Raw genomic sequence first — 2,269 nt, forward strand, 5'->3', positions numbered from 1 at the left:
CAGCAAGTGAGCTGGTTACGATAATATCGCCGGTCCGTCTCGCTATCATGTGTGGCAGGACATCGTGAATGTTTTTCATCACCACGTTCACGTTGAGATTCAGCATGCGGTCAATCGCTGCCGTATCAGCGTCCACGAGGTCGCCGCCGACATAAGTGCCGGCGTTGGCGTGCAGGATATCGATTTGCCCCGCGATTTCTAGCACGCGTGGCACGAGCGTTGAGCAAGCCGTCGGGTCGAGCAAATCTACGACTAGCGGAATCGCCGCGTCGCCGTGTTGCCTGCAAATTGCCGTCAGTGCAGCATCATCGCGGTCGACGAGCACAACGCGGGCACCTGCCGCCAATAATGCCTCTGTGCTGGCCAGCCCAATGCCTGAAGCAGCGCCAGTGACAACCGCGACCTTGCCCTTCAGCTCTCCTGCCATTTCCTCATCCTCCTGGTTGGCGGTCACCGCGCACTTGCTCCGGTGGCAATCTTCCTAGGCAGCCTATCGCCCGCTGAGCCCGTCGGCGACATCGAATGCGGCTTCCCCTTCACAAAAGCTTGTGCCGGCAGGTACACCATTCGCGCTGCTATTGGCGTCAGCGTCAATAGACCAATACAAACGTCGTAAATGAACAAATGTTCACTGCATGATCAAATAATCGAATATGGTTGGCATCTCTGTCAAGGCGATTTCAAGAAGGAAAACCCCGATGGCCGGCGAGCGAACGGCGTTCACCAACCCGACACTCACGGTGCGCTCGATTAAACGCGAGCCCCGCCGACTCCTGCGTTCGCGCGGCATGCCCCTCCACCAGCACAACACCTCCGCTGGGTGCCGACCCAACCGGACAGTGAGTTCCCGGGAGCTTGCATGAAATCAGGGGCAACCGCGTTTCCTACGGCCTTGACGGCAACGCCGCCCGGCAACCCTCGTCCCGCCTACGTTCGGTCAGACGGGAGATGAGTCGACAGGTCGCCTGAGAGCAGGACGTCGAGCCCTTCGAGCGGGCCTCGGTTCCCGCATTCCAGCATTGCGGCAGCGAGTCGCGAGTTGCACTAGTCGAAAGCTGTCGATTCCAAGTCTCGCCCCTTGAGCGATGTTGACTCGGTGTGCAACCCGCTGTTATCGCGTCGGTGCCAACGCACGACGTGGCCTACACACCATGCCCGAGTCAGCGCGTAGAACGCCACTACCATCGTGACAAGGAGCCTTCGTACTACTGGCCGTTTTCCCTTGAGCCGCCCGGTCCACTGTTGACGTCGCTGTTCGCGCCGCTACGCGTGCCCCTGTTCAGACCATTGGTCTTGCCGCTATTGGAACGCTCCGTCGCAGGATTACTGCGCGCCGCGCGGTCGCCACTACCCGTGACGTCGGGAGACCCGTAGCCCGTCTCGTTCGGGGTCTGCATCGAACCGGCGCCGACGTCGGGTGTCGGGAGCCCGCCAGCGGCGCCGCCGGCTTGTGCGTATGTAATTGGCGAGAGTGCCATCACGAGAGTCGAAGCGAAAAACGTCCTGGTTATATGTTTCATGGCTCACCTCCATGCAAGCGTGTGCCGCTCACATGAATAGGTGCCGCAAGGGACGTGCCTTGTGTCAGTAAATGCCTTGAAGTTTGCCGGCGCCAGAGGGCTGGTGCTCTGCGCGCCCGGCAACATGCTTGCCCGCACTCGCTACGTCAAGGACAGAGGGCCGCTGTCCGTGGTTTGCTATGCACTGTTCGCGTCACAATCCTGAGCCATCTTTGTCGTCGGCCCCGGCCGCACATGTCTGGTTCCGTCCTCGCCGCTTCGCCGCATATAGCGCACTATCCGCGGTCGCAACCAGGCTAAGGCTGGCTCCGCCACTGTCCACTTGTTGCGCCGCCACTCCGCAACTGACAGTGACAATACCGGCGGCGGAAGCGACATGTGGAATCTGGAGACTTTCAACGGCCTGCCGGATGCGCTCGGAAACTACGCGCGCTCCGTCCGGGTCCGTTTCCTTCAGAATCAATGAAAACTCATCCCCACCGTAGCGCGCGACTGTGTCTCCAGGACGTTTCACCGAGTATGCAATAGCTTGCGCTATTGCGCGCACACATTCATCGTCAGCCTGATGACCGTATCGGTCGTTGTAGCTCTTGTATCCGTCGATATCGACCATGACAATCCCGACAAAACTGCGGCCTTCTTTCCAGAACTCCGGCTGCGATTGAAGTGCCAGTTCGCGGTCGAAGTACCGACGGTTAAAAACGCCGGTATAGAGTCGGTTGTTGACCTAAGTGACATCCGCGAGGGCG

3 protein-coding genes are annotated in these 2,269 nt (G+C 59.8%); all 3 read right to left on the reverse strand.

Annotation, left to right across the window (positions count from 1 at the left end; all coding sequences use genetic code 11):
- A partial coding sequence (locus tag P0D73_RS46240; RefSeq protein ID WP_408295944.1) for an SDR family oxidoreductase occupies window positions 1-427 on the reverse strand: 427 nt, incomplete at its 3' end.
- Window positions 428-1,205: 778 nt separating this feature from the next.
- Window positions 1,206-1,520 (reverse strand): hypothetical protein, encoded by a 315-nt coding sequence (locus P0D73_RS46245; RefSeq protein ID WP_408436420.1) that lies wholly within the window; start codon window positions 1,518-1,520, stop codon window positions 1,206-1,208.
- 193 nt (window positions 1,521-1,713) lie between these two features.
- Window positions 1,714-2,193 (reverse strand): diguanylate cyclase, encoded by a 480-nt coding sequence (locus tag P0D73_RS46250; protein ID WP_408436423.1) that lies wholly within the window; start codon window positions 2,191-2,193, stop codon window positions 1,714-1,716.
- Window positions 2,194-2,269: the final 76 nt, after the last annotated feature.

Origin of the sequence: Paraburkholderia sp. RL18-101-BIB-B, from assembly GCF_046026985.1 — a bacterium.
GTDB lineage: Bacteria > Pseudomonadota > Gammaproteobacteria > Burkholderiales > Burkholderiaceae > Paraburkholderia.

What these genes read in the sequence shown, in the direction of transcription:
- P0D73_RS46245 (WP_408436420.1), bottom strand. Translation starts at nt 1,520, where the DNA reads ATGAAACATATAACCAGGACGTTTTTCGCTTCGACTCTCGTGATGGCA.